This is a genomic window from Spirillospora sp. NPDC048819 (assembly GCF_040650055.1).
Lineage (GTDB): Bacteria > Actinomycetota > Actinomycetes > Streptosporangiales > Streptosporangiaceae > Spirillospora.
In genome coordinates this window covers 129,969-153,666 of the sequence record NZ_JBEZGN010000013.1, presented here as the reverse complement: position 1 = coordinate 153,666, position 23,698 = coordinate 129,969, and the positions used below count along the sequence as shown (strand labels likewise).

The window sequence follows — 23,698 nt, the reverse complement described above, 5'->3', positions numbered from 1 at the left end:
GACGCCGCGTCAGACCAGGGCGTGGCCGTACCTGTCCGCGAGCGGCTTGAGGGCGGGCTCGCCAAAGAACTCGCGCATCGCCTTGAACGTCCTGACCTTGTCGCTGCCGAAACGCCGGACGTGGACGGCGTAGGAATCGGCGGCGACGAACGTCGGCGGCTCGGTCTTGCTGTGGAACTTGTCCGCGTACATGACCAGCCGCTCCTCGCCGGTTCCGGCCACGTAGTGAGCCGCCGGCAAGGGCAGCCCCTGCCGCTCGACGTCGTCCCGCGTGATCCCCATGCCGGTGTGACAGGAACAGAACCGGCAGATCTCCTCGGAAAGCCCCTCGCCACGAAGCAACTCATGCCCCAGCACCCCGTGCCGCACATACCGCTTGTGATCGAATGTCCCGGTCATGTCGTAGAGCCGGTAGACCCCGATATCGTGCAGTAGGCACGCGGCGCGCACCAGATCGGGGTTGATGTCCAGCCCGGCACCATCCATGATCTGCTCGGCGATCTCGCACACGATCACGCAGTGCGTGAAGACGACGTCAAACGCCTCCTGGCTGGGCGCGTGTTTCTCATGCAGCGCCCTGATGTCACCATCCGACGGAATCCACACTCCGCAACCCTATTGCCCGGGTATCCGAGATCGCCGCCGCAGCGCCTCCACGACACGCTCGTCCACGTCCAGCACGTCCACCTCAGCCACCGCAGTCGCCCCGCGGCCTCCCGAACTCTCATTCCGGTCTTCCACGTCACTCGCACCAAATGCAACAACGGCACCGGAGCCTGCCAATTAGAGTAAGCAGGTTGGCCATCCGGAACGCGTCCCCGCGGTCCACCATCGGCCCAGGCGCTGGTGGCCGGTGTCGAGAGGGCCGCCGTCGTGGGGAGGGGAATGTGACCGACACACTTGATCCGCTGGCTACCAGCGAGTTGATCACCGGCACGTACCGGCGGTATCTGCGGTCGCTGCTGCCAGTCCGCGATCCGAAGATCGCGAAGGCACTGGACGCGGAGATCACCGGTAGCAGGCTCCTGGCGAAGGGGCCGTTTCTGGAGGCGACTCCTCCCTACGCCTCTGGCGCGTCGCTGGAGACGCTGATCGATGAGGGGGTGCTCGATCCGGGTTTCCGGGATCTGGGAAGCGATGCCCTGCCCCTCACACGTCCGCTCTACAAGCATCAGGACCAGGCGATCCGCAAGGCCACGAGCGGACGCAACATCGTGGTGGCGACCGGCACGGGCTCCGGAAAGACGGAGAGCTTCCTGCTGCCGATCCTCAACTCGCTGACGAGCGAGCACAGGGCGGGCACGCTGGGGCCGGGTGTGCGGGCGCTGCTGCTGTATCCGATGAACGCCCTGGCGAACGACCAGATGAAGCGGCTCCGCCGGCTGCTCGCCTGCGCCCCGCACATCACGTTCGGCAGGTACACGGGCGACACGGAGGAGAAGACCGCGGAGGCGGAGGCGACGTTCGAGGCGCTCAACCCGGGCGAGCCGCGGCTGCCGAACGAGTTGCTGAGCCGCGAGCAGATGCGCACCGCTCCCCCGCATCTGCTGCTGACCAACTACGCCATGCTGGAGTATCTGCTGCTTCGCCCCGCCGACATGGACCTGTTCGAGGGCGAATTCGGCGGCAACTGGCGGTTCATCGCCGTTGACGAGGCGCACGTGTACGACGGCGCGAAGGCTGCCGAGCTGGCCATGTTGCTGCGCCGCCTGCATGACCGGGTCGCTCCGGACAGGCGTCTTCAATGCCTGGCGACCAGCGCGACGGTCGGGGACGATCCGAGAGCCGTGACGGAGTTCGCCGAGAGCCTGTTCGACGCGCCCTTCGAGTGGGTGGCCGGTGACGCGAGCCGCAAGGACATGGTGGGGGCGTACAGGCGTTCCCCTCACCAGGGCCTGTTCTGGGGGCCGCTGACCGCAGCCGACTATCGCAGGCTCGCCGAGATGGACGATCCGGCAGCGGAGATCATGCGGCTCGCCGGAGAGCACGATGCCGTGGGAGAGGACGCGGCGGCGCTGTTGAGCAGCGAGCGGAGAATGGCCGATCTCCGCGACCTGCTGTCGGAGAATCCCAAGCCGTTCGGCGAGATCGCACCGGCGATTTTCGATCCCGATGAGGAACCGGACAGGTCGTTGGCGGCGCTCGTCGAGGTGGGGAGCGCGGTCAGCGACAGGACCGGCACGCCGGTCCTGTCGGCTCGCTACCACCTGTTCGTCCGCGCGACGGAGGGCGCCTACACCTGCCTGTCGGATTCCGGGCCCCACGTGTCGCTGGGACGGCATGAGGTCTGCTCGACCTGCTCGGCGGCTGCGTTCGAGTTCGGCGCATGCCAGCGGTGCGGAACCGTCTACCTCACCGGGACGGTCCGCAGGGATGAAGGGAACTTCCGCTTCGCCCCGCGCAAACGGCCCGACGACACGCCGACCTGGCTGCTTCTCGGCGGTGATCCCGGCGTCGTGGACGAGGACGACCAGGTGTTCGAGGAGAAGGAAGCGAGGCTCACCAGTGACGACGCGCTACTGTGCTCGGGCTGCGGAACCCTCTACCCGGGTTCCTCGGCGTCCTGCTGTTCGGGGGCGCGGCTGTGGCCGGTCCGCCAGCTCAGCCGGGCGGGTTCCCTCAAGGGCTGCCTGAGCTGCGGCGGGCGAGGGTCGCTGGTGCGCAAGTTCGAGAGCGGGCAGGACGCCGCCGCCGCGGTGGTGACCACGTCGCTGTACCAGGCGCTGCCCCCGGCGGGCGATGAGCTGGTCGCCGCCCGTCCCGGGGGCGGGCGCAAGCTGCTCCTGTTCAGTGACTCACGGCAGAAAGCGGCCTTCTTCGCCCCATATCTTCAGAACAGCTATACGAACCTGCAACGCCGGAGGCTGATCTGGCAGGGCATTCAGGGCTCTTCAGAATCGATTCGCGTCGACGACCTCATCGCGCGCGTCGCCGAGGCCGGGACCGCGGAGGGCATCTTCTCGCGCCGCGAGTCAGCGGAGGGAAAGCGGCGCGAGACCGCTCTCTGGATCATGAAAGAGCTGGTTGCCATCGACGACCGGCAGTCACTCGAGGGGCGGGGCCTGCTCCGGGTCACCCTGGACAAGGAGCCGTACTGGCGGCTGCCCCCAGGGCTGACGCGTCTCGGCCTGAGCGAGGACGAGTGCTGGGACCAGCTGAGCGAGCTGGCACGGACCGTCCGTCAGCAGGGCGCCCTCACGATGCCCAAGGACGTTGATCACACCAGTGAGGAGTTCGCTCCCCGGAGGGGCCCGATCTACGTGCGGTCGGACGGCTCGGAGGGCAAGCGGAAGGTGCTGAGCTGGCTCCCGACCCGCGGCGCGAACCGCCGGCTGGACTACGTCCGGCGAGTCCTGGCCGCTCTCAAGAGCGACCAGGACGCCGCGCAGGTCCTCGGCGGCTGCTGGAAGGCGATCAAGGAGCAACAGGACGGCTGGCTGGTGAGCCGCCAGCCACCGGGGCTCGGCGTCGTCCACCAGATCGACCACACATGGCTCTCTCTGGAGGCGGGCTCGAGCATGTTCCGGTGTACGACGTGCCTGCGGACTGCACCTGCCTCAGTGCGCGGAGTCTGCACCACGCTGGGTTGCACGGGAACCCTCGAACCGTACGACGTCCCCCAGGTCGAGCACGACGACGATCACTATCGGATGCTGTACCGGTCCATGAAGCCCGTGCCCCTGTCGGCCAGGGAGCACACCGCCCAGTGGACCGGGAGGACCGCAGCGGAGATCCAGCAGCAGTTCGTACGCGGCGAGGTCAACGCCCTGTCCTGTTCGACGACCTTCGAGCTGGGTGTGGACGTGGGTGAGCTGCAGTCGGTCATGCTCCGCAACATGCCGCCGACCACGGCGAACTACGTCCAGCGGGCGGGCCGGGCCGGGCGGCGCACCGCGTCGGCGGCGCTCGTGGTGACCTATGCCCAGCGGTCGTCCCACGACCTTTCGCGGTACCAGAAGCCGGTCGACATGATCGCCGGGAAGGTGCGGGCGCCGTACGTGCCACTGGGCAACGAGCGGATCGACCGCCGCCACGCGCATTCCGTCGCGCTCGCCGCCTTCTTCCGGTTCGGCAAGCGGGTGCTGGGGCGGACGTGGCGGAATGCGGGCGATTTCTTCCTGGCGGCGGACGACGGCGAGCCGGCTCCGGTCACCCTGGTCCGCGGCTTCCTGACGCCCGTCCCCGAGGACGTGGAGACATCCCTGCGGCGGGTGCTGCCGCCGAAGGTGCAACGTGAACTCGGGCTCGACGCGGGGCTGTGGGTCGACAGGCTCGTCGATCTCCTCGAAGAGGTGCGGCTCCAGCTCGACCACGAGGTCAAGTCCTTCGAGGAGCGCCGTGACGAGGCGTACAAGGCGAAGAAGGGGCGCCTTGGAGATCAGTTCGACCGCACTATCAAACACCCTGACGAGGCGCGACCTTCTGGGCTTCCTCGCCAACCGCAACGTGCTTCCGAAGTACGGCTTCCCCGTGGACACGGTCGAACTCCGCACGTCCCACACGGGCGATCCCATCGGCGAACGACTCGAACTGTCCCGCGACCTTTCGGCGGCCATCTACGAGTACGCGCCGGGCGGCGAGATCGTGGCGGGCGGGAAGCTCTGGACGTCGGCGGGCGTGTACCGGCTGCCCGACCGGGAACTCGACGGCAAGAAGTTCATGATCTGTGGCCCCTGCGGTTACTTCCATGAGAGCCGTGACGAGCTCGAACGGGTGTGTCCCATGTGCGACACTTCGTTCCAGACTCGCGAGCGCGAGTACGTGGTGCCCGAGTTCGGTTTCCTCGCCGGAAGGACGATCCGCGATCCGGGCATGCAGCCTCCCGAACGCAGCTGGAACGGCGCCACCTATGTCCTCGATCTAGCGGCCGAGCAGAACGAAGACCTCACCTTCGAGTTGGCCAACGGCGGCGCCGTCGTCGCCCGCGCCGGAGCCCGGGGCAAGCTGATAGCCGTCTCCGAGGGGCCAGGCGGTGCCGGGTACTTCATATGCGCGGCGTGCGGCTGGGGTACCAGCATCACGTCGAGCCGTGGGCGCCCGCCGAAGAGCCATGAGCACCCCCTGCGCAGCAGGGAATGCCGCGGCACGCTTCAGCAGCGATCCCTGGCCCATCCCTACGAGACCGACATCCTGGAGTTGTCGTTCGACGGGCTCGCCCTGCCGCATCAGGACGACACCACACTCAACTCCCTGGTGAGCGCCCTTCTCGAAGGTGCGGCGGAACGGTTGGAGATCAGCCGCGACGACATCGACGGCACCCTGTACCCCCGGCCGGGCGGGAGGCGGGCGCTGGTCGTGTTCGACACCGTCCCCGGCGGCGCCGGGAACGCCGCTCGCATCGCGCGGGCCCTCGACGAGGTACTGGCAGGCGCCCTCGACAGGGCGGAACGCTGTGACTGCGGCGAGGAGACATCCTGCTACGGCTGCCTGCGCAACTTCCGCAATCAGTGGATTCATGATCAGCTGATCCGCGGCAGGGCGGCGGACGCTCTGCGTCCGATCGTCCCGGCGATCCACCCGGGCGGGTGACGCTCCGCGAGTTCCTACGGAGCTGATCAGGTCCGGGCCGAGAACCTGTGGGGTTCGCCGAGCACGAGAGCGGCGTGGTGGGGGTCGGCCAGACGAGCGGCGAGGGTGGCCTCGGCCAGATGCCGGGGCAGGGCCGCGGAGAACTTGAGCCCGTGGAGGGCGCGTTCGTCCACGTCGGGCAGGCGGAGATGGTCGGTCACGGCGTCCACGGCAGCGCGCCAGCCGTCCGGGCGGAGGTTGCCGCGGAGCCGGACGTGGTCCGGGGAGATGCGCTGCGACGGGTCGGCGAGTTCACCCAGGGTGGCTTTGAGCGTGGCGTTGGTGCGGTCGCCGGCCCACGTCCACCAGCGCAGGTCGCCGGATGGGCTGCGGGTGATGACCGATCCGCCGGGATGTACGGAGAAGCCGAGGTCGTCCCGGACGGCGGCCAGTGCGGCAGTCGCGCGCCGGGTCAGCGTGACGGGCGGGTCGTCGCCGAGCAGGACGTCGCGGGCAGCGCGGGCCAGCTCGAACGAGACGAGCCCGCTCCCCCAGCCGATCCAGCCGGCCTTGCCGCCGCCGTCGGCCGGTTCGACGTGGCAGCGGCGGCGTTTCCAGTCGATCCAGGTGACGCGCCAGCTGTGGCCGCCGAGGAGCAGGAGCCGGGGGCCGCTCACGCGTTCGGTCAGCAGCGCCGGGTCGATCTGGCCGACCTCGGCGCGCCCGTTCAGGACGGTGAACTGCGGCGCCGCGGTGAACACCGCCGTGAGGTCGCGGAAGTGGATGCGGCCGAAGCGTTTCTCCGCCTCGGGTCCGATGAAGAGCATGCCTCCGTCGGATTCGAGGTAGCCCTGTTCCACCAGATGACGCGCGATCGGGGCCGCCGAGGTGCCGAACGGGGCCAATCCGTCCCACCATTCGGGCCACAGCTTCTCCCCCACCTGGTGTTCTTGCAGGCACAGGGCGAGGAGTTGCTGGGCGACGATGTGGCGCGGCTCGCGCGGCGCGGTGATCGGCTCGACGAAGCCGCGACTCCACTGCAACAGGAGCGCGGAGGCCCTGAGGACGTCTTCGCGGCCGAGGGCGAGGAACAGGCAGTTGCGGCTGGTGCCGGAGCGCCGCCCGGTGCGGCCGAGACGTTGCAGGAACGCGGCGACCGTGGGCGGTGAGTTGATCTGGATGACGCGGTCGAGGTCACCGACGTCGATGCCGAGTTCGAGGGTGGACGTGGCGACGATGACGCAGTCGCGGGCTTCGGCGAAGGCTTCTTCGGCGCGGCGGCGTTCGTCAAGTGAGAGGGACGCGTGGGAGAGGAACGTGGTGACGCCGAGGGCGCGCAGGGCGGCGCCGAGCTGCTCCACGATGCGTCTGGAGTCGCAGAAGACGAGGCGTTTCTCGCCCCGGTGGAGTGCGGAGATCACCTTGGCGGCGTTCTCCACGGATCCGACGTGGTCGAGTTCTACGTGCGGTTCGGGGGCCGGGCCGCTCTCGGGGGCGATGACACGGCCGGGGCGGTGCGTCCCCGATCCCTGGAGCCACGTCAGCAGCTCCGCGGGGTTGCCGACGGTGGCAGATAGCCCGACCCGCTGGATGGGCCGTCCCGCGACTCGTGTGAGCCGTTCGAGGACGGCGAGCAGGTGCCAGCCCCGGTCGTCTCCGGCGAAGGCGTGCACCTCGTCCACCACGACCGCGCGCAGGCCGCGGAAGAGATGAGCATGCTCGACCTTTACGCTGACCAGCATCGACTCCAGTGACTCGGGTGTGGTCAGCAGGATGTCGGGCGGGTCGGCGACGATGCGCTGACGGCGCGTCTGGGAGACGTCACCGTGCCAGAGCGCCACGCGGCGCCCCAGCCAGGCGGCGTAGGTCTCCAGGCGGGGCAGCAGGTTGTTGAGCAGCGCCTTCAGGGGACACACGTACAGGACGGAGAGGCCCGTCCAGTTCTGCGTGGCCATCGCCGACAGCAGCGGGAACATCGCCGCTTCGGTCTTGCCTCCGGCGGTCGGTGCGAGCAGCAACGCGTCCGATCCGTTCAGGAGGGGTTCGGTCGCGGATTCCTGGAGGGGGCGGAGCGACGTCCAGCCCAGCACGTTCACGATGTGGTGCCGCAGCGACGGGTCCAGGCCGTCCATTACAGGTCGAGTTCCACGTCGTCCGCGCCGGCGGCGCGGACCGTGGAGGCGGCGGCGTTGCGTTCGACGTCGCTGAGTTCGGATGAGGTCAGCGTGAGGTGGTAGTCGCGGCGCGGGTCGAAGCCGTCGATGTAGTCGACGCGGTCGAGGACGTCGGCGACGAGTTTGCGCAGGAAGACGCGGGGTGCGACGCCGACCTGCCCGCCCAGCCCGCCGGTGACGGCCTTGGCGAGTTCGGCGAGGTAGGCGTCGTCGACGAGGGCGGCGACGCGGTCCTCGTGGCGGGCCCCCGAGCGGAACAGGTCGCGGACGGTGCCGCCGAGTTCGATGAGCTTGGGCAGGTCGAAGCCGGTGAGCCGGAGCTGGATGGCCCGGGGCGAGTCGAAGCGCGGATCGGTGGAGAAGTCGGTGGCGAGCCGCTGCGCGAGCGGGGGGAGCCGCTGCGCACCCTGCTGCCCGTCGAAGAACGCGGGCGTCCCGGTGATGACGAGGAACAGGCCGGGGAAGCGGCCGTTGTCGACTTCGTCGATGAGTTGCCGGAGCGCGTTGAGCGCCTTCTCGCGGACGTCGGACCGTACCCGCTGTAGCGTTTCGATCTCGTCCAAGACCACGAGCAGCCCCGGATGGCCGCAGTCGCGCAAGACCGTCAGCAGCCCCTGCAGGAATCCGAGGGCGCCGAAATGGTCGAGGTCACCGCGGATGCCGGCGGCGCGCTTGGCGCTCGCGGCGACGTTCGGCTGCCCGCCCACCCAGGCGAGCAGCGCCTCGGCGGTGGCGTGGTCGTCGGCCAGGCGTGCCCGCCGGTAGCCGCGTAGCGCGGCGGCGAACGCGGGGGTGGTGCGGGCGACGTCCGCGAGCCGCCGCTCCATAAGCTCGTCCACTCCGGTGGCGAGCGCCGCAAGGTCGGGCTGCCCGTCCGGGGAGAGGGGGATGGTGCCCGTGGCGAGGACCTCCTCCTCCAGGGTGAAGAACCACGCCTCGATGACGTCGCGGAGGGCACTGGGCTGGTAAGACGCGGTGGAGAGGCGTTCGACGAGGCGCCGGTAGACCGTCTCCAGCCGGTGCAGCGGCGTCTCGGTCTCGGAGATCTGGATCTCGGTCGCGGCCATGCCGCGGCGCTTGGCGCGCTCGGCGAGCCACCGCGCGAAGAACGTCTTGCCGGACCCGTACTCGCCGCGGATGGCCTTGAAGACGGCGCCGCCCGAGGCGGCGGTGGACAGCTCGTCGTCGATCGCGGTCTCGAACCTTCCGAGCCCGACGGCGAACAGGTCGAGCCCGGCCTGCGGCACGGTTCCGCGGCGCAGCGCGTCCACGACCTCGCGGCGCCGGGCCGCGCTGACCGGCGCCATCAGCCGCCGCCTCCGAGGAACTGCTCGCGCAGGAGCGGCAGGTCCAGGGCGACGGTGCGGCCGCCGTCGGTGACGGCGAGCACCTGGTAGCCGTCGACGTTGAGGAGCCTGACCACCGTGGAAACGTACCCGTGCATGCGGGCGGGGAGCTGCCCGGCGCGCTGGGCGGCGACCGGGAGCGGCAGTTTCCCGCCGGCGCCGGCGAGGGCGTCGATCAGCGCGGTGAGCCCGCCCTCGTCGGCGGGCATGCGTCCGAACTGCTGGCGCTGGGCGGCGAACAGCTCGGACGCGACGACACGGGCGCCGATGCCGTCCGGCTTCTCGGCTTCTGCCGGTCCACGCGCGGACGGGACGTCGAACAGCGGTTCCTCGGCGCGCCGCTTGGCCGGTGCCGGAGTCTTGGCTCCGGCCTTGGCGCCGGCCTTGGCGCCGGCCTTGGTACCGGCCGTGCTCTGCTGGACTGAGGTGAGCCGCGTCCACCACACGGGTTCGTGCATCGCAGGGCTGTAGGTTTCCCATCCGTCCGGGACGAGGCGCTCGGAAGGGACCAGCACCACGATGGGGACGACCATCTCCGCAAGCGAGACGCCGCCGTGGTAGCCCTCTTTGCGGGCGTTGTAGCGGATGCGTTCGTTCCATGGGACGACGACGCTGCCCTCGGACGTGAGGACTCGCGGGCCCGAGACGGTGACCTCACCGTCCCCCTGCTCCCCCGTCCTGTACCGGGCGGCGTCGGCCTTGACGGTGATCGCGGCGTCACCGCGGTCGAGGACATGGCCGTGGTCGGAGGTGAGGACCACCGGACGGCCCGCGTGCCACGCCTCTCTCAGCAGGTTGTCGAGGCCGGCGATGCCGCTGGCGTGCCAGTCGGCCCGGCCGTCGGCGCGGCCCTTGTCGAGGCTGTCGTCCACCGCGTTGAGGACGACGCCGACGACGGTGTTCCGGTCGGCCATGGCGGCTTTGACGTCGTTGCTTATGCCGTCCCTGACGTCGGCCTTGTGGAAGAGCACGGATGTGCGGGTGCCCCAGAGGTCGCGGAAGCCGCGCTGTTCCTCGGCCTGCTGCCCTGCCTTGAGTTCTCCGCAGAGGAGGGAGGTGCGGGAGAATCCGGTGACGGACGGGACGGTCGCGAGTGCGCCTTCGCGTCCCTGGCCGTGCCGGCCCGTCTCCGTCCACCCGCCGTCCTTGACGATCTCGGTCGTGATCGCGCCGGCGATCGCGGCGGTCATCCCGTCCACGACGACGATCAGCGGGGCGACGTCCGCCGCGGCAGGTCGCGCGATGGTGCGCAGGAGGTTCTCCACGAGGACCAGTTCCGTGGCGTCGCCGGACACGCTGCTCCAGGCGGCCAGCCGCTCGGCGAATTCCTTGTCGTAGCCGTCGCGGCGTGCGCGCACTGCGTCGAGGAGCGCGGCGTACCCGTCGTGGCCGCTGTACCGGATGTCGGTGACGGCGCGGTCGACCCAGGCCCCGTCGCGCACGTGCCGGTCGACGTGCTCACGCAGCGATCCGGCCGGTTCGGGCTCGCGCGCCAGCCACCGGACGAGCCGCGCCGCCATCTCGGCGGCCGCGGTCTCGGGGTGGGAGTCGTGCAGATGGTGGTCGATGAGTTCCGCGAGCGCCTCGTCCACGGTCGCGACATCGGTGGGCGACGGATCGGGGACGGCCGCGGAGACGGCCGTGACCAGCGTCCGCAGGCGCAGGAGGTATCCCGCTTCCAGCACGCGGCTGGCCCCGGCCAGGTCCCCTGCCTGCAGTTCGTCCAGGAGGCCTTGGGCACGCCGGAGAACGGTGTGAGCTCGCGTCCCGTCACCGAGGATCCGCCGCAGCAGCAGCGACTCGGCCGCTTCTGCGAAGGCGGCCCGCGCGGACTCGTCGGGCAGCGCACCGCCGAACAGCCGCTCGGCGCGTACCCGGGCTTCCAGTACCGCCTGCCGCCGGTCCTTCTTCCCGAACAGCAGTCCTGTAACGAGACCGACCGCGACCGCGTCGGTCGCGTGCCCGGCCCTGACGAGCCGGTACAGGACGTCCGCCGCGGGGCCCACGCTCCGCCCAAGCCACTCGCCGATGCCGCGCTGCTCCTGTTCGGACAGGCCGGTGAAGCGGGACACGGCGGCGATGTCCTCGGCCCATTCCAGCAGGCTGGCGACGTCGGTGGCGCCGCCGAGTCCGAGACGGGCCGAGGTGACCTCGCCGAGCGCCGTGTCGAGATCGAGTAGCGCACCCTTGATCTTGGGCCATCCGCCGTCCGGCTGGGCTTCCAGCAGCGCGTCCGATATCCACGCGTTCTCCGGGGCGGTGAGGCGCGCGTCCAGCCGCTTCGCGCCGAACGCGTGCCGCACCAGGTCCCAGCGGTTCACGGCGATGACGTCGTGCCCGACCGCGTGTGCGAGCAGGGAGTCGCCGAGGTCGCGCCGTTCGAACGGCGAGAGCACGACGAGGTAGTCGGCGCTCTTGGCGGACACCGCGTCGAGGATGCCGAGCAGCGTCGTGCACGGGGCCACCTTGACGGTCGCGCCATCGATGTCGAAGGTGTCCGGCCCGCGCCATTCCGCGGCGGCGCGCAAGAACAACGTGCCGCCGTCCGGGTAGTGGCGCCTGGCCCGGCGGACCTCGGCGCTCACGATTCCGGGAGTGGCCACCGGGGCGGACCGGAGGGAAGGCGCCACCGTCACGACAGGCTCCGCCAGGTGATCTCGAATTCGGCGTCCGGGTGCTTGCCCATGTCCTCCCGGATCCGCGCGACGACCTGGTCTAGCCCCTCGGCGAGGATCCGGGCCTCTCCAGTGACGCGGGACGGGTCGTCCGGCGGAGGGGGCGGAGGGGGCGGAGGGGTGTCGTCCACGAAGAGGTCGAGGGTGGCGCGCTTGGCGTCGGCGAGGGCGGGGGCGAGGTGGGCCGCCTGCTCGTCGTGGCGGCCGACGGCCCGGAGGCGGTCCACGATCAGCGCCGCGCGCTCGGCCCTGTCGCCACCGCCCGCGACGAGGTCCGGCAGCCGGTTCAGCAGCTGCCAGTCGGCCCGCGCGACGGCTTCGGACACGGTCTGCGCCTCGCGCAGCGTGACGCCCAGCGCGACCGGCTGGACGTTCCCGAGGCCGAACTCGGCGAGTGAGCGCAGCAGCGGCGTGTCCTCCTTGCCGACGAGCGCCTCGATGAGGCGGTGGGCGGTGCGCGCCATCGGCAGCCTGTCGCCCTCGTCCAGGCCGAGCAGTTCGGCGTGCCGCTCCAGTTCGGTGACCAGGGCGCCGGTGTGCGGGAGGTACAGGCCGGCGGCGCGGCGCAGCTGGTCGGCCTGGGCGTGCACCGACCGGGGGCTGCGCACCTGCTGCCGGGCCAGCTGGAACAGCTCGTGGGCGCGCCGGTCCGCGGTCTCGAACTCCTCGGGCGACGGAAGCTCCTGGGGCCGCAGGACGAAGTCGCCGGGGACGTTCTTCACGTCCGGCTGCGGGACGACCTGACCGCCCCGCACCCACGCCCTGGCCCGCATCAGCGCGTACGCGCAGACGACGAGGTTGATCACGTCGGGCGGCAGGCCGGGCTGCTCGTCCTCGATCCATTCGCGGACTTGCGCGACGGTGACGTCCCCGGTCGCCGCGCCCGCCGCCGCGGCCCGCCGGTCGAGGGTCATGGGCCAGTTGTCGTTCAGGACGAGCGCGGCCTCGCCCATGGCGCCGAGGTCGAGCGGATTGACGATGCGGCGGAGGATCGGAATGTCGGCGCGCGGCGGCTCGTAGCGCCGGACGTCGTTCTCCGTCGCCTGCTCGATGGCGGCCAGCGCGACCTGCAGATCCTTGAGCCGGTAGGGGGCCTGCTTGCCCTGCGGGGCGAAGTTGGGGTGCTTGGGGTAGCGGTGGTCGAGCAGTTTGCCGCAGATGTGCTCCAGGGCCGCGTCGAAGCCGAGCGCGGCGGGCGGGCGGATGTCGACGGCGGCGTCCATGCCCATGATGTGCTGGTCGATCTGCTGCCCGATGTCGGCGTCGTCGTGCGCGGCGAGCCCGTACGCCTTCTTCAGGACGTCCCGCAGCCGCGTGTCGAGCGCGTTGCGGCGGCTCTCCAACTGGGTGCGGGCGTGGTAGCGGTCTTCGTCCGTCAGCCTCGGGGTGTTCTCGCGCAGCCGGTCACGTTCGAGGATGTGCCTGATGACGACCAGCTCGCCCAGGTCGGAGAGGCGGTCGGTGGACAGGAACGACGGCAGCCAGCACAGCGTGGACAGGTTGGCCCGGCGGGACTCGGCGCGCAGTTCCTCGACGCGGTTGCGGTCCTCCGCGGGCCCGAAGACGTCGTCGAACGGGTAGTCGACGATGACGCGCAGCGCGCCCGGCTCCTCGGCCGCGAACACCTCGGCGGACGTCTTCGGGTCGGCCACGTTGGCGAACACCAACTCGACAACGCGGGACGTGCCGCGCCAGGTGACGGCGCGGCGGCCGACGAACGCCTCGGTGTCGCCCGCCTTCAGCTCCTCCCAGAGGATCTCCTTGAGCAGCCGGCGCCTGGCCGCGTCGTCGTCGACGTTGCGCACCTTGTCCAGGATGCTCTTGGTGTCGACGCCGATCAGCGCGACGTCAACGGTGGGGTTGCCCTCGCCATGCAGCCGGATCTCGCCGAACTCGCTGGCCAGATCGCGCAGCGTCTTGTGGACGACCTCGCCCTGCCGTCCCGGCAGCATCGAGGGGATCGAGCCGTGGTTGAGGGCGGCGAGCCGCCCGGGGTTGAGCGTCTTCAGGGCGGGGACGTTCGGTACCAGCGCCTTCAGCATCAGCGTCTTCACGACCAGGTCGTCGGCGCGGAACGCGTGGACCGGAGGCAGGGCGGCGGCCTCCTCCTCGGCCAGGCGGTGCCGGGCCAGCAGCCAGGGCCGCAGCCGCTCCTGGTAGAAGTTCTTCGCCTGGTCGAACTCCGAGCGCAGCTTGTCGCTGAACGGGTCGACTCCGCCGGTCAGGAGCACATCGAAGATCGCGCCCAGCGGGACGAGCTGCCCCGCGGGCAGGGTGTCGCGGTGGTCGACCAGCAGCTGCAGCATCAGCTTCAGCGCCGTCCGCTCCCGCTGCAGGGCGCTGGAGATGTCGACCATCGTGTGCAGGAACGCCGGGCTGAACGGGTACACCGACCGGAACGCGGCCTGGTCGGTGCCGCCGCCCTGGGAGTCCAGCAGCGCCTCCCACACCTGCGCCTGCGCCCGCGTGATCCGCTCGAACCCGGCCTCGATCTCGGCCCGCGCCTGTTCGTCCTTCGGCTTCAGCAGCCGCTGCCGGACGACCTCGGGCAGGTTCGCGTCGGCGAGCTTGATGAAGTCGAACCGGCCGTCCCAGTGCTTGAGTGTGTCGAACAGCGAGGTCTGCTGCGCGCCCGCGACGTCCCGTCCGACCAGCTCGCGCAGGTCGCGCTGGCGTGGCACGAAGCTGACGATCGGCGCGGGCCGCCGCCAGTCCGCGGACTCCACCAGCTTGGCGACCATGCTGGCCTGCTCGGCGACGAACGCCGGCTTGGCGAGATGGGTGTTGAGCCACAGGACCAGCTCGTCCAGCAGCAGGATGAGGGCGTCGTAGCCGAGGACGTCCTTGGCGTGCCTGCTGATGATCGCCAGGCCCTCGTCCAGCGGGACGAACGCGTCGGCGTCACCGCTGACGGCCTGCCGGTAGGCGGCAAGGTGCGTGGCCAGCAGGTCGGAGACGAGATTCTGCCGCTTCAGGTCACCATGCGGGGCACTGAGCGCGGCATCCAGTTCCCCGGCGGTCCAGCCGGAGGTGCCCCACTCGTCGTCCTCGGTGGACGGCAGGCCCGCGAGGAACGCCTCGTCTCCCATCGACGCCCGGAGCGCCCGCGCGTTCTCCAGCAGCAGGTCGTCCCGGTACACCGGCGCGGGGGACGCATCGGGGTGCAGCCGGGCGACGTGCTTGACGTAGTCGCCGAGCACCGCCGACGCCAGCGTCGCCGAACCGCTCAGGTGGTACGGCACCAGCAGGACCTTGCGACCCGACAGCCACGGATCGTGCTTGTCCACCACGGGGCGCAGCAGTTCCTTGCTGCGCGCGTCCGGGTCGTGCTTGACCAGCGCGTGCAGCATCGCCATGAAGTGGCTCTTGCCGGAACCGAACGACCCGTCGATGTAGGCGGCGTGCGACGTCCCCGTCTCCACGGCCGACTGCACGATGCCCAGGGCCCGGTCGAACGACTCGGCGAGCTGCGGCGTCACGACGTAGTTCGTCACCGTGTGGTGATCGGCGATCCCGGCGGTCAGCTTCAGCACCAGGTCCCCGGAGTGCACCCGCTCCGGAATGTCGATCAGGTCGCGCAGCAGCTTCGTCATCGGCCCTTCCCACTCCAACCGGATCCCCGTCCAGTATCGCGCCACGTTAGCGGCTCAGGTGGGCTGACAACGACGTGGCCCGTGACGGTCAGAGGGCGCCCCGTATATAGGTGCGGTACTCGGCGGCGAGGGTGTCGGTGTCGTAGGCGGGCCAGAGGGTCAGGGTGCCGGTGTTGCGGTCGACGATGAGGACGTTGTCGGGTGCCTCGGGCGGCGGGGTTCCGGGGCGGGCGATGAAACCTTCGGCGAAGGGTTCGATGGACAGAAGGACGGGGTGGCCCGCGGTGCGGGTGTACCAGGCGTCGGCGCGACGCCAGGCTTCGGGGCGGTCGACCGGTTCCGCTTGGAGGGCGTAGGCGGTCAGGACGTCGGAGATGGCGCGGACGGTCCGGCAGCGGTCGATGCCGCAGGCGAGGCAGACGAGCCGGTCGTGGGGGTCGCGTCCGTACCGGTGGGGGTTGAGGACGGTGGTGAGCGCCGCGGAGGTCGCCAGCGTCAGCATCCGGCCGGTGCGCAGGAAGGACAGGCTGTAGGGGTCGAGGACGGCGGTGTTCTTCTCGGCGAGCGCGTCGAGGGCGTTCGGGTCGGTGCGCATGGCGGCGGTCATGGCGGACCGCACCTGGGCGACGGTCCACTCGCGCAGGTCCCGGCCGCTCACGCTGCTTCGCCCAGCGACGCGGCGAAGAGCGCGGCCACGGTGCGGGACCGGTCGTTGCCGAACCAGCCCCAGCCGGACGCCAGCAGCGACACGGTGCGCAGGCCCCGGCCGGATTCGGCGTCGTCGGCCGCGTCGCTGACGGCGGGTTCGGAAGGGGCGCCCTCGTCGGTGACGGCGACGGTGACCGCGCCGTCCCAGTGGGCGATCTCGACGGTGAAGGTGCCGCCGGGCTGACCGGACTTGGTGTGCCGGAGCGCGTTCACCACGAGTTCGTCCACGGCCAGGAGCACCTCGTCCAGCTCGGGGCGGCCGGCGAGGAGGACGGCGGTGAAGCGGCGGGCGGCGCGGGCCTGGTCGAGTTCGCCGGGGAAGGCGCGGCGCCAGCGCTGCGCGCTCGCGGGGGCGGACGGGAGAGGTATCGGGTACGACATGAGGGTTCCTCAGCGCGTGGTAGCCGACTCGTCATCGTGCGTGTTCATCGTTACGGCAAGAACCGGCGCGCACACACGAAATCCCACGTCAGCCCACCGATTCGCACGCTCTCGAGCGGAACGTCGACCGCATTGACGCGCAAATCCCGCACGTCCACGAACTGAACGTTCATACCTTCCTCTGGCAGCGCCAGTGGCGCTTCTCTCGTCCGGATGCGAGGGCGCCAACAGCACGTCCACGCATCCCGCAGCGCCGTGTGGGCAGGACGGGGAGGTGACCGATCGGGGGCATCACACTCGGTCGGCGAATTGATCTCTTAGAGCATCGGATGCGCTCTGCGCAGGGGCCGTGTGAGCGCTAGTTCAAGCCGGGATCGCTGAACACGCCCACGATGCTGAATAGCACGTTGCGTCGGCCGCCAGAAACAAGGTTCGTGCAGGGACGGTGCCGTAGAAGCGCCTCGGGTGGCCGGTGTCCTATAGGTGCATGAGTGACCAAGAGATCGATAGAAGTTCCCAGCACGCGAGCCACTCGCGCCACACAGACGAAACCGATCACCTCGACCCGGCATCAAGGCGGCGAATACGTGACGCCGTTTCTGCACACGCACAGGAAGTCCCTGCTATCGTCACCATATTCGCAAGTGTGAAGCTGGTCGGTGCCCAGAACTTCATTGGCGAGGTGACTCAATGGCTGCCCGCTACGCCTGCATGCGTCTCCGTCCTGGCTTATGCCGCTGCCATGGTCTTTCGGTACGCGCGGCTCCCCAGGAACGCGCAGCGACGTCAGCAGTGGATCGACCGGTGCCACACGGTTGGGACCGTGGCCTTCACCCTATGGTTCGTGTTCGACGAGCTCGGTAGAATTTACTGATCTTCGGTTTTCGAAGATGGAGTGGTAGATGAGCGGCCAAACGCCGGGATGGTGGGTCGGATTCTGGGAATATCTGGAGGAAAGCGAACGGGAAGCCCTCATTTCGCTCGGCCGCAAGAGAGTCTTCGGTGGCGATTCGGTGCTCCTGCACGAGGACGAGCCATCAAGTCACGTTCTCGTTCTACTGAATGGCTGGGTCAAGATCGCGTGCAATGACTCTGAGGGGCGCGAAGTCATTCTGGCGATACGGGGCCCAGGGGACATTCTGGGTGAGATGGAGGTCATGCTGGAGGATCCCCGACGTTCGGCCATGGTCAAGACGCTGATCAACAAGGTCGAGGCCCTCGTCGTTCCGGCGACCGCGTTCACGAGGTTTCTGGACGAGCACGGAAACGCGTGGCGGGCGCTTTACCTGGTCCTTGCCTATCGGCTGCGCGAGGCCAACAGGAACGCCCGGGAGTTCGGCCGGATCGGCGTACGGCAGGCACTCGCCCGGCTGCTCCTCGGTCTGGCAATCCGGCATGGTACGAAGTCGGCGGACGGATCCATCACCGTCCAACTGCTGTCACAGGACGAGATTTCGGCGTGCATTTGGGCCTCCCGGGACGCCGTCGCCCACGAACTCGTGGAGTTGCGTAAACGGAACGCGCTCATTACCGGGCGGCGCAGCTTCACGATCACTGACGTGGAAGAGATTAGGAGGATCGCCCAGGCCGGTGACTTCTAAAGCGCCTTTGGACACACGCTGAGCGGCAGCCAAATCGGCGCCAAGTCGCTCCTTCACAGCCGGCCGCGTTGGTGAAGCCAGTCGAAGATGATCTGGTCGACCGGCGAGGATTGGTGCTTTCCCGCATAGTCGAGCCATACCACCTCGGCTATCTCCGAGGCCGCCCGGATCTCGCCCTCATAGGGGCACTCATAGCACGTCATGACGACTGATATGCCCTCCGCGTGCGAGTCGGCCTGCGCTTCGAAAATGCCGACGAACTTCGCATCGGCGACGTTCAACTCGATGCTCAGCTCTTCGCGAATCTCTCTCTCCAGTGTTTCCAAATCGGTCTCGTCGCCCTCGCGTTTGCCGCCTGGAATGTAATAGCGCGACTTCCCTCGCGACAATGTACTGAGGATCCGTCCGTCTTCCGTATGGATCCAGGCGACCTTGTCGATAGTGCGCGATACGGCCATATCATGTCCCCATGATGTTCGGAGTGCTCTCGTCTGACGAATGAACGAGCTTCGCTCCATACTGCCGCACGGAGTTCCGCCGTGCCATCTCAACGGCACCTTTTCCTAGTTCATAGATTTGCTGGAACGTGCTGGCGTCCGTGTGATATGGAACGCGAGACAGCCATGCCGGATAAGGCTGGTCAAAATCACCCAATCCGGCCACAACCCCGCCGAGGTCGTACAGGCTAAGGTCGTTGTTCCGTATGAGCCGCTTCCACCAGTCGGATCTCCCTCGCAGGTGGCTGTCCGGGCTGAAGGCACGGAGACCGCCGTCGTAAATCGCGCACTTCTCGAACAGACTGTCGGGTTCCGCTAGCCGGGCCAGTTCGAATTCGGGTGCCGGATGGTATCCGGTGCGCAGGAAGTCGAAGTGATCCTGCGGGATTCCCGGTGACGGCCGGGAGGGCAAGCCGAAGATGGCCTCCAAGGCGATGATGGTCGCCGCTCCGGCTCCTTCCCTTTGGAGTTCGGCCAGCGCGTGCCGCATGACCTCGACTCCCGGTGCCGCGGCGATGGACACGACAAGAACATGCCGCGGCGCGTCCCGTCCCGAATACCACCGGCGTGCCGCGTTCAGGGCGACTTGGACCGTGCCGCCGGTGGCCACGATGTCGCCGAAGGCGAGGAACCCCTGAGCGGTCTCCCACCGCTCATAACAGACGGCGGTCGCGCCGCCGGTGCCACGGTCGGTCCCTATGAAGCTCACGGCCGGAGGCTTTTCGGGGGTTCCGAGGACCTCGGTCAGCGCGAAGGTCAGGCCACCGCGCAGGATGACAAGAACGTCCGCGGGCGAGTCGGTCATCGCGGTGCCCAGCCGCGCATCCGCGGTCGCCGCTATGGCGACGGCCTCGGACACGGCGGTGGCGAGCAGTTCGCGATACGGTGCGCCGACGAGGACGGGGTTCGTCAGGAGCCTCCTGGAGGCGTCCGTGGAGACGACCAGTGTCCGCACCGGTCCCTGATCATGGCCATAGCCATAGCAAGTCGCCTTTTCGTTGACCGTCAACTGCTCTAGAACGCTCATGTGAGCTCCATGTCGGTCATCCGGAACATCAGGACTTCGCGGCCGGCCGACGGCGTTCGATCCCCCGCAGCCGGGCCAGCTCCGCTTCGACGAGATAGGAGGACTCCACTCCGTCGATGGTTTTGGCAGCGGCGGGGACGGCAGCGTCATTGCTCACCGAGCCGATCAGGATCGGCCGCCGCACGCCGGGTCGAGCCGCCGTAACCGCCGAAGCCGCGGCCTCTGGGTCGGCGCAGACCCTGGCGTGCAGCCCGAACGCGCTGAAAAGCATCTCCCAATCGAGCGGGCACCCACGGCTCGGCATGCCACCGGAGGATTCGTAGATCCGGTTGTCGATGATCGCGATCCGGAGGTTGTCGAGTTCCGGCATCCGGCGGCCGAGTACCGGCAACACGGAGAGGTTCATCAGGAGGCCGCCGTCCGTCTCGAACGCGTAGACGTCGATCTCCCGGGCGGCCATCGCGATCCCGAGAGCGAGCGGGCAGACGTCGCCCATGCTGTCGACGAACAGGGTGCGCGCCGGACGGATCCGGAAGAGCAGTTCTCCCGTCCGGCCTGGTGCGACGACGGCTACGGACCTGCCGCCGGCCCGATCGAGGATGGCTTCGATGAATTCTCGGCTGTTCATCTGCTCACCGAGAGGGCGGAGCGTTCGGCGACCAGGGCGACCGAGCTCTGACCTGTCCGTAGCGTCGAGTAGGCACGTCGCAAGGCGTCCTCGAAATCGACGGCCGCGGTGACGTGCTCGGTCTTGATGCGCAGCATCTCCAGATGCGGCGCCATCGTCTCCGAGTGCGCGAGACCCCACCAGTTGGCCTCTCCGAAGGCCCCGCGGTGCGAGAGAAGCATCGCCACATGAAGCCGATGCGAGAGGACGAAACGCGAGAGCGTCTCGCAGGCCCGCCGCAGCCCCGAGTTCTCCATGAGCACGAGGGTGCACGTTCCGGCCAGATTCGCGCCGGCGGCGATTCCGATCGCGGTGGCCTCGTCACAGCACTGGACGTAGGGAATCTCGCCGCGCTCGGCCGTCATCGCGCACAGCGGGGAGAGCAGTGAGTCGGGCAGCGCGACCGCGAGTTCCACCCCAGCGGAGAGCATTCCTTGATAGAGGTCCTCCGCGCTCATGGGGCCGTCCGCCCGGCAAGGACTCCCAAGCCGTGGCTGGTGGTCGTCACGGCCGTGACCGCGGTGGGGCCCCGGTGCGACATGCACAAATGCTGTGCGGACAGCCGCGCCCAGGCGCCCTCGGCGTCCGCGCCCCGGAACAGGGTGTCGACGATGAGTTCGGTCAGGGTCTCTTGGAGCTGGAACCGGCGGGCCAGGCAGTCCACCATGCGCGGGATCTTGCCGATCCCGATGATCACGGACCGGGGGTGGTAGGCGACGGTGGCGGTGCCGAAGAAGGGCAGGAAGTGGTGGGCGCACATGGAGACGAATGGGATGTCACCGACCTGGACGAGTCCGTGGGACTCACCCTCCGCCAGCTGTTTCACAGGCTTGAGCAGGGTCAGCGGGTCGGTCGAGCCGCCGCTGAGAAGGTCCCGGTAGGCACGGGAGATCCGTTCCGGGTCCTCTTTGATGCCGTCGGCCAGTATTGCGTGGTCATCGGATTCCCTGCCGAACACCTCGCCGAACCAGGAAAGCAGCATATAGTCCATCATTCGCCCTGCCCGCCGGTCTCGACCAGTTCCACGATGATGTTGCGGTAGGGGGCTCCTCCGGTGTTGGCCAGTGAATGCGGAGGTCCCGCCGGGTGGTGGTAGGACTCTCCTGCCCGGTCGGTGCGGGGGTCCGCTGAGCCACCGGCATAGCGGGTCTCGGTGCTCCCGCCCGAGATCACCACGTAGACGTAGTCGCAGAGATGCTGATGGACGGGGGTCTCCTCGCCGGGGGCGAGTTCCAGGGTCCACACGCGCACCCGGGAATCTTCGTAAACGAGGTGGCTGCCGACGGCGGCCGAGATGTGAGACATACGGCTTCACCTTGCTCGCTGGGTTTTCCCCACTCCCCGTTGAGTATCACGGGACACACGTGCCCTGAACAGCCGAATAGCCGCATGAGGCCACAGAGGCAGGTGACCGATTACGGCAATGAGGTTCCCTTGACAAACGAGAGTCGACCCTGTTTATCCACGGAGTGAAGTCCTGGCGTAACGCTGAGCCGCAGCGACGAGTGGTGAATGATCATCTACGCTTGAGCGGGCGGTTGATCGATTCATATTCCTCGAGTTCCCGCAGAACTTGATCGATATCCTTCCGCTTCCTGACGGCCGGGTGATAAAAACAAAGATTCGCCTCGGTGTGTTCTCCCACAATATAAATGAGAGGGCGGCCGAAGAGCAGGTTGGAGCAGAGCGCCACACCGAACTCCGTTGAGCTGCCGCCGCCGGCGACGGGACTGGTCAAAAGCATGAAGACGTCACTTTCCCGGACTGCGTCCACGTCCTGAACCGCGTACTTCGACACTAAACTCCCATTGTCGGCGTACGGCTTCGCTGCGTCGTGGACCGTCCAATCCTCCGTTATCATATGTCCCCGTCTCTCCAGGGCTTCGTAGACCTTCCGGACTCGTTCCCGTTCTTCGAAGCGGGCCGCGACATATATTTTCACAGTACGTCCACCGGAACTTTCCTGAGCGGCAGGCCGTCGGCGTAGATCAGCCAATGTTTTGAGCCAGCTCCACCAGCCCCGTGAAGGCCGCGTTGCCGGCCACGCCGAGGACGACGGCCCGGAGATATTCGAGCGATGCTTGAGCGCGCCCGGCGGGCACTTCGGCACCGTTCAGATGTGCCTCGACGGTGGCCAGTTCCTGCGCCACCCTGGCGCCTTCGCCGCTCTCCCGCGCAACCTCGTCGAGGTTGTCGCGCAACTGCTCGGTGAAATCCCGGACGCGCTGGGCTTCAATTCCCACCTGCCCGATGTTGGAGTCGCGTCCGCTGAGGACGAAGCTCGACCCGCTGACATTTCCGTGGAACACGATGGCCGGCGGCTGGGTTTCGTCCGGTGCGCTGTGCTCAGATGTGCTCATCTGGAGTACTCCGATTCTCTGGGCCCGCTGTTCTGCTTTTTCCAGGCGGTTGAGGGCGGCCGCTAGGTCGATGTCCGGGTCGCCGCGGCATGTGTTCTGCGGCAGGCCATAGAAGGATCGGCGCAGTATGCCCATGGTCGCCGAGCGGCGCGCCGGTAATGAGGCGGCCACGGGTGCCGCCGCGCAATGCCGTAGGAGCATGCCGGTCCGGCCGACGAACTCGGCGTGCAGTGGAGCGTGCTTCGCTTCGAAGAAGCGATACCACCAACGGCTCGTCTCCACGTTGTACGGGACGTTCATGTTGAGCATCTTTGCCAGTGTGTTGAGCACCGGCGCATCGGATCCCGGAAATCCCTCGGTAAAGCTCCCCTCGAACAGTGATAAGCCGTGGATACCGGTGAGAATCACGCCTGTTCCAGCCGCGACGTAGTCGCGCAGGTAGTTGGCCGACATGACCTTGGTGAGATGCTTTTGCGCCAGATATCCTGCTGGGCCTGCATCCCGTAGGTCGTCGAACAGCGGCGCGGTCATTGCCCGATTCCCCCGGTTGCGCAGTATGCGCTCAATTTTTCGTTGGATCCGGGGAGACTCCAGAACCTCGGCACGGGGTATCAATCTGCCGGGCGATCCATGCAGATGGTTCAGCGTCCCGCGCTGTAGCGCCGCACTGGTGTCGGACAGCTTTACCTGGACGTCGGGCGTGTAGGCGGGTCGCGCAGTAGCGGAGAAGTACATCGGATAACGCGTCCAGGCGTGCGCGTAGAGTTCATGCCTGGACTGTATGAACTCCTCCGTGGACTCGAAGCCGGAGTAGGCGACAAGCCATCCGGTCTCAGCGGCGATCCGAATCAGTTCCGCGAGGGGCCCTTGGCGGGCGAGCGGGCTTTCCCAGAGAGCGGATAATGAGCAGTAGAAAGGGCCGCCCCGGAACACCGCGGCCACAGCGAAGACGTGCGCGAGGTCATCGGGGCGGGGAAACCGCGCGACAGAGTTGATGAGCTGACTGTCCAAGAAGTGGAGATAGACAGGTTCGAAACCGGTAGAAACCCCACCGGCACTGTCGACGTCCATCGCCACTCCCGAGCACATTGGGTCAGCGATACCGAGCCACGTTCAAGATCCACGCCCTCGTGGCAGCGCCCATGAGCATAACGCATGACG

The 23,698-nt window shown here is 68.4% G+C and carries 18 protein-coding genes; 3 read left to right on the top strand and 15 right to left on the bottom strand.

Annotated features, from left to right (window positions below):
* Positions 1 to 9: 9 nt before the first annotated feature.
* Entirely contained in the window at positions 10 to 606 is a 597-nt protein-coding gene (locus tag AB0C35_RS19720; RefSeq protein WP_358457713.1) for an HD domain-containing protein, read from the bottom strand.
* Positions 607 to 887: 281 nt separating this feature from the next.
* On the opposite strand from AB0C35_RS19720, the gene AB0C35_RS19715 reads away from it, so the two are divergent.
* Together AB0C35_RS19715 and AB0C35_RS19710 are read left to right on the top strand one after the other, a co-directional pair.
* Positions 888 to 4,691: a DEAD/DEAH box helicase gene (locus tag AB0C35_RS19715; protein WP_358457710.1), complete on the top strand. Its 3,804-nt coding sequence runs from the start codon at positions 888 to 890 to the stop codon at positions 4,689 to 4,691.
* Positions 4,660 to 5,529, top strand: a complete 870-nt coding sequence (locus tag AB0C35_RS19710; RefSeq protein ID WP_358457829.1) for a DUF1998 domain-containing protein — start codon at positions 4,660 to 4,662, stop codon at positions 5,527 to 5,529. Before AB0C35_RS19715 ends, AB0C35_RS19710 begins: the two co-directional genes overlap by 32 nt.
* Positions 5,530 to 5,555: 26 nt before the next feature.
* Here the strand turns inward: AB0C35_RS19710 and AB0C35_RS19705 are convergent, their stop codons facing one another.
* The 6 genes from AB0C35_RS19705 to AB0C35_RS19680 form a co-directional block, all read right to left on the bottom strand.
* Positions 5,556 to 7,640, bottom strand: a complete 2,085-nt coding sequence (locus tag AB0C35_RS19705; protein WP_358457707.1) for a DEAD/DEAH box helicase — start codon at positions 7,638 to 7,640, stop codon at positions 5,556 to 5,558.
* Positions 7,640 to 8,989, bottom strand: a complete 1,350-nt coding sequence (brxD, locus tag AB0C35_RS19700) for a BREX system ATP-binding protein BrxD (protein WP_358457704.1) — start codon at positions 8,987 to 8,989, stop codon at positions 7,640 to 7,642. The genes AB0C35_RS19705 and brxD overlap by 1 nt, the downstream gene beginning before the upstream one ends.
* On the bottom strand, positions 8,989 to 11,613 hold the full coding sequence (pglZ, locus tag AB0C35_RS19695) for a BREX-2 system phosphatase PglZ (RefSeq protein WP_358457701.1): 2,625 nt from the start codon (positions 11,611 to 11,613) through the stop codon (positions 8,989 to 8,991). The genes brxD and pglZ overlap by 1 nt, the downstream gene beginning before the upstream one ends.
* A gap of 47 nt (positions 11,614 to 11,660) precedes the next feature.
* Entirely contained in the window at positions 11,661 to 15,296 is a 3,636-nt protein-coding gene (locus tag AB0C35_RS19690; protein WP_358457698.1) for a phage resistance protein, read from the bottom strand.
* Positions 15,297 to 15,384: 88 nt separating this feature from the next.
* Positions 15,385 to 15,954 (bottom strand): hypothetical protein, encoded by a 570-nt coding sequence (locus AB0C35_RS19685; protein WP_358457695.1) that lies wholly within the window; start codon positions 15,952 to 15,954, stop codon positions 15,385 to 15,387.
* Entirely contained in the window at positions 15,951 to 16,385 is a 435-nt protein-coding gene (locus AB0C35_RS19680) for an ATP-binding protein (protein WP_358457692.1), read from the bottom strand. Before AB0C35_RS19680 ends, AB0C35_RS19685 begins: the two co-directional genes overlap by 4 nt.
* A 902-nt stretch (positions 16,386 to 17,287) precedes the next feature.
* Between AB0C35_RS19680 and AB0C35_RS19675 the strand changes: the two genes are divergently transcribed.
* The gene (locus AB0C35_RS19675; protein WP_358457689.1) at positions 17,288 to 17,986 is read left to right on the top strand and encodes a Crp/Fnr family transcriptional regulator; all 699 of its coding nucleotides are present in this window, start codon (positions 17,288 to 17,290) and stop codon (positions 17,984 to 17,986) included.
* A 53-nt stretch (positions 17,987 to 18,039) separates the two neighbouring features.
* On the opposite strand, the gene AB0C35_RS19670 is transcribed toward AB0C35_RS19675, so the two are convergent.
* The 8 genes from AB0C35_RS19670 to AB0C35_RS19635 all read right to left on the bottom strand — a co-directional run bounded on the left by AB0C35_RS19670 (position 18,040) and on the right by AB0C35_RS19635 (position 23,608).
* Entirely contained in the window at positions 18,040 to 18,444 is a 405-nt protein-coding gene (locus tag AB0C35_RS19670) for an NUDIX domain-containing protein (protein WP_358457686.1), read from the bottom strand.
* A gap of 1 nt (position 18,445) precedes the next feature.
* A complete protein-coding gene (locus AB0C35_RS19665) occupies positions 18,446 to 19,510 on the bottom strand; it encodes a hypothetical protein (protein WP_358457683.1) in 1,065 nt (354 codons plus the stop codon).
* Between the two features lie 28 nt (positions 19,511 to 19,538).
* Entirely contained in the window at positions 19,539 to 20,138 is a 600-nt protein-coding gene (locus AB0C35_RS19660) for a thiamine pyrophosphate-dependent enzyme (protein WP_358457680.1), read from the bottom strand.
* On the bottom strand, positions 20,135 to 20,635 hold the full coding sequence (locus AB0C35_RS19655) for a hypothetical protein (protein WP_358457677.1): 501 nt from the start codon (positions 20,633 to 20,635) through the stop codon (positions 20,135 to 20,137). Before AB0C35_RS19655 ends, AB0C35_RS19660 begins: the two co-directional genes overlap by 4 nt.
* Entirely contained in the window at positions 20,632 to 21,159 is a 528-nt protein-coding gene (locus AB0C35_RS19650) for a GTP cyclohydrolase I (protein ID WP_358457674.1), read from the bottom strand. Before AB0C35_RS19650 ends, AB0C35_RS19655 begins: the two co-directional genes overlap by 4 nt.
* Positions 21,160 to 21,167: 8 nt before the next feature.
* Positions 21,168 to 21,482: a cupin domain-containing protein gene (locus AB0C35_RS19645; RefSeq protein ID WP_358457671.1), complete on the bottom strand. Its 315-nt coding sequence runs from the start codon at positions 21,480 to 21,482 to the stop codon at positions 21,168 to 21,170.
* 211 nt (positions 21,483 to 21,693) lie between these two features.
* Positions 21,694 to 22,119: a hypothetical protein gene (locus tag AB0C35_RS19640; RefSeq protein WP_358457668.1), complete on the bottom strand. Its 426-nt coding sequence runs from the start codon at positions 22,117 to 22,119 to the stop codon at positions 21,694 to 21,696.
* A 46-nt stretch (positions 22,120 to 22,165) separates the two neighbouring features.
* Positions 22,166 to 23,608 carry a hypothetical protein gene (locus AB0C35_RS19635; RefSeq protein WP_358457665.1) on the bottom strand — a complete coding sequence of 481 codons (1,443 nt, stop codon included), beginning with the start codon at positions 23,606 to 23,608 and terminating at the stop codon, positions 22,166 to 22,168.
* Positions 23,609 to 23,698: the final 90 nt, after the last annotated feature.